This window comes from Streptomyces viridosporus (genome assembly GCF_002078235.1).
In the GTDB taxonomy this organism is placed as follows: domain Bacteria; phylum Actinomycetota; class Actinomycetes; order Streptomycetales; family Streptomycetaceae; genus Streptomyces; species Streptomyces viridosporus.
The window spans coordinates 1-2,587 of record NZ_MSGP01000801.1 but is presented as its reverse complement, the minus strand read 5'-3'; the positions used below and the strand labels follow the sequence as shown (position 1 = coordinate 2,587).

The window sequence follows — 2,587 nt, the reverse complement described above, 5'->3', positions numbered from 1 at the left end:
GGCGGGAGGTGTCCCACGGCGGTGGTGGCGGGCGGGGTCAGCCGAGGAGCCCGGTCACGGTCCGCAGGACGTCGTGGTCGAGCAGGGTGTGCACCGACGTGCCCCTGCAGGGGGCCGGGCGGCCCGCGTCCTGACGGGCCACGCTCAGCAGGTAGCGGCGAAGGACCCGGTGGGTGGCGAACGTCCACTCGCCGTGGGCGGCGGCGGGCCGGCCGTCGGGGGCGGACAGCCGCCCGGTGTCGGGGTCGAAGCCGAACTGGGTGAAGCCCAGCTGCAGTCCCTGACCCAGCGCCTTGGTGTAGGCCTCCTTCAGGGTCCACAGGCGCAGCAACCGGGCACCGCGCTCCGCCTGCGGCAGGCGGTCGAACCACCTGCGTTCGGCGGGGGTCAGGACGCGGCCGTGCAGCAGGTCGTAGGGCATGCGCCGGCCGACGGGTTCGGCGTCGACGCCGATGCGCCCGTCGCGGCTGACGGCCACCGCGATCAGCTCGCCGGTGTGGGTGAGGCTGATGTCGATCGGGTCCAGGCCGCGCAGGTACGGTCGCCCGCCGATCTGGTAGGCGAGGTCGAGCTCGGCCGGGTCGGTGCGCAGGGCGGCCGCGGCGGTGTACTTGACGGCGAGTCGGGACGCGGCGAACCGGTGGCGGGCCGCGGGGTCGCCGGCGCGGCGGTAGCGCGGCCAGTCCCGCCCGAGCAGGGTGCGCAGCGCGGGCCCGGCGACGGCGGGGGACCACGCGTCCCGGACCGTGTGGACGACGGTGTTCCCGTACCGGTCCATGGCCTCGCGGACGCGCCGCCACGGAGCGTCGGGCCCGTCGACGCGCAGCGGCGGGGCGATGGTGCCGTGGTGCCCGGTCACGGAGCGGTGGCTGCCGCGTCCGGGAGGCCGCCGCCGTCCCGGTGACGGTGCAGCAGTTCCTCGACGAGGCGCTCCCGGACGTCGTCCGGCGGGCCGGGGACCGGGAGACCGAGGCGTTCGCCGATCCGTGACAGGGCCAGCTCGGCCCAGGCGGGGTCGGCCGGGAACGGACCGGCGCCGTCCTGCGCCTCCCGGGCGCGCAGCACCGCGGCGGCGCACACGAGCAGGCCGTAGCGGTCGGCGAGCACGAGCGCGGCCGGTGCGGGGGCGGCGGCCGGCAGGCGACGGCACCGGGTGGCCAGGGCGCGCAGCTCGGCGACGAGGAGCTCGGCGAGGACGGCGGTCCGGCCGCCCGCGGCGCCGGGTGCGGCGAGCCGCCGGGCGCAGCCGACGAGGCAGGCGGCCATGAAGTCGCCGCCGCCGGCGACGGCGAGCGCGGTGTGGTCCAGCGGCGGCAGTCCGGCACCGGGCGCGAACAGTGCGGGCGGGGGCTCCGGTTCGGTGAACCAGGAGCGTTCCGCCAGAGCCCGCAGGTGCGCGACGAGCACGCTGCGGCAGGCGGCGGCGCCGGCGTGCCCGGACTCCGCGGCGGACAGGGCGCGCATCAGTCCGCCCGGTGCGCCGTGCCCGGGGCCGTCCGCGCCGTGGGCGTGCGCTCCGAGGACGGTGACGAGTTCCTCCAGGCCCGGGCGGAGCAGGCCCGGCACCACGTACCGGACCGCGGCGGCGAGGAGGTGGGCGGCCGAGGGCAGGAGGCTCAGCGCCCGCAGCGCGGCGGTCGTGACGGCGCGGCAGGCCAGCAGGTCCGCGAAGACACCCGCGAGCGGCCGGTGCCGGCGCGGGGCGATCCGTCCCGGGGAGCCGTCGGTGGCGGTCCGCACCGCGTGGTGCAGCGCGGTGTCACCGGCCGCGGTGAGCCCGGCGCACAGCACCGCGTGCTCCACCTGCAGGGCGCGCAGGGCGAGGACGACGCCGTCCCCCTCGCGGCCCACGAGCGCCCCGCGCGGTACGAAGCGGTCGCGGAACTCCAGTGCGTCCCCCCGCGCGCCGGGCAGCCGGCGAATCGTGCCCGCGTTCCGTCCGGCGGGATCGACGAGCAGCACGGAGTGGCCGCCCGGCCCGTCCGGGGCACCGGTGCGGGCGTGGACGAGGTGCAGGCCGGCGGGGAGCGCGCCGCCGGTGGCGGGCGCGCGGCCGTCGAGCCGGTATCCGCCCGGCACCCGGCGGGCGGTGATCTCCCCGTGCGGCGGGGCGCCCGCGCGGACGGGGCCGCGGTGGACGACCGCGATCCGCCCGCCGGTCAGCAGCAGCCTTGCGACGTCGTGCCGTTGCCACGGGTCGCCGGCCGCCCAGACGGCGCCCGCGGCCAGCAGCGAGGTCAGGTCGCGGCCGAGCGCGGCGTCGTGCCGGAAGACGGGGCGCAGGACCCGGGCGAGCAGGTCGGCCCGGACGAGCCGCCCGCCGTGCTCGGCGGGCACGAACTCGCCGGCGATCCCCTCCTCGGCGAGCAGCGCCTCGATCCCGGTGGGCGGGAGGCGCCGGGTGCCGGCGGCGCACCGGCCGGCCGGGCCGTCGGCCCAGGGGACGCCGAGCCGCCGCTCCAGCCGTCGCGTCCGGCTGTCCGGGAGCAGCCGCCCGCGCCCGGGCCGCTCTGCTGGAGCGTCGGCTCGGCGTCCCCTTGGCCGACGTCCCGGCCTGCCGGTGCACCGCCGGCGTCCGGCGCCTCCC

2 protein-coding genes are annotated in these 2,587 nt (G+C 79.4%); both read right to left on the bottom strand.

Features of this window, described 5'->3' with window-relative positions; all coding sequences use genetic code 11:
- Positions 1-37: 37 nt before the first annotated feature.
- Positions 38-859 (bottom strand): 4'-phosphopantetheinyl transferase family protein, encoded by an 822-nt coding sequence (locus B7L92_RS37675; RefSeq protein ID WP_255311351.1) that lies wholly within the window; start codon positions 857-859, stop codon positions 38-40.
- The coding region (locus tag B7L92_RS40840; RefSeq protein ID WP_081241597.1) for an acyl-CoA dehydrogenase family protein at positions 856-2,587 on the bottom strand (1,732 nt) is incomplete at its 5' end. The genes B7L92_RS40840 and B7L92_RS37675, both read right to left, overlap by 4 nt.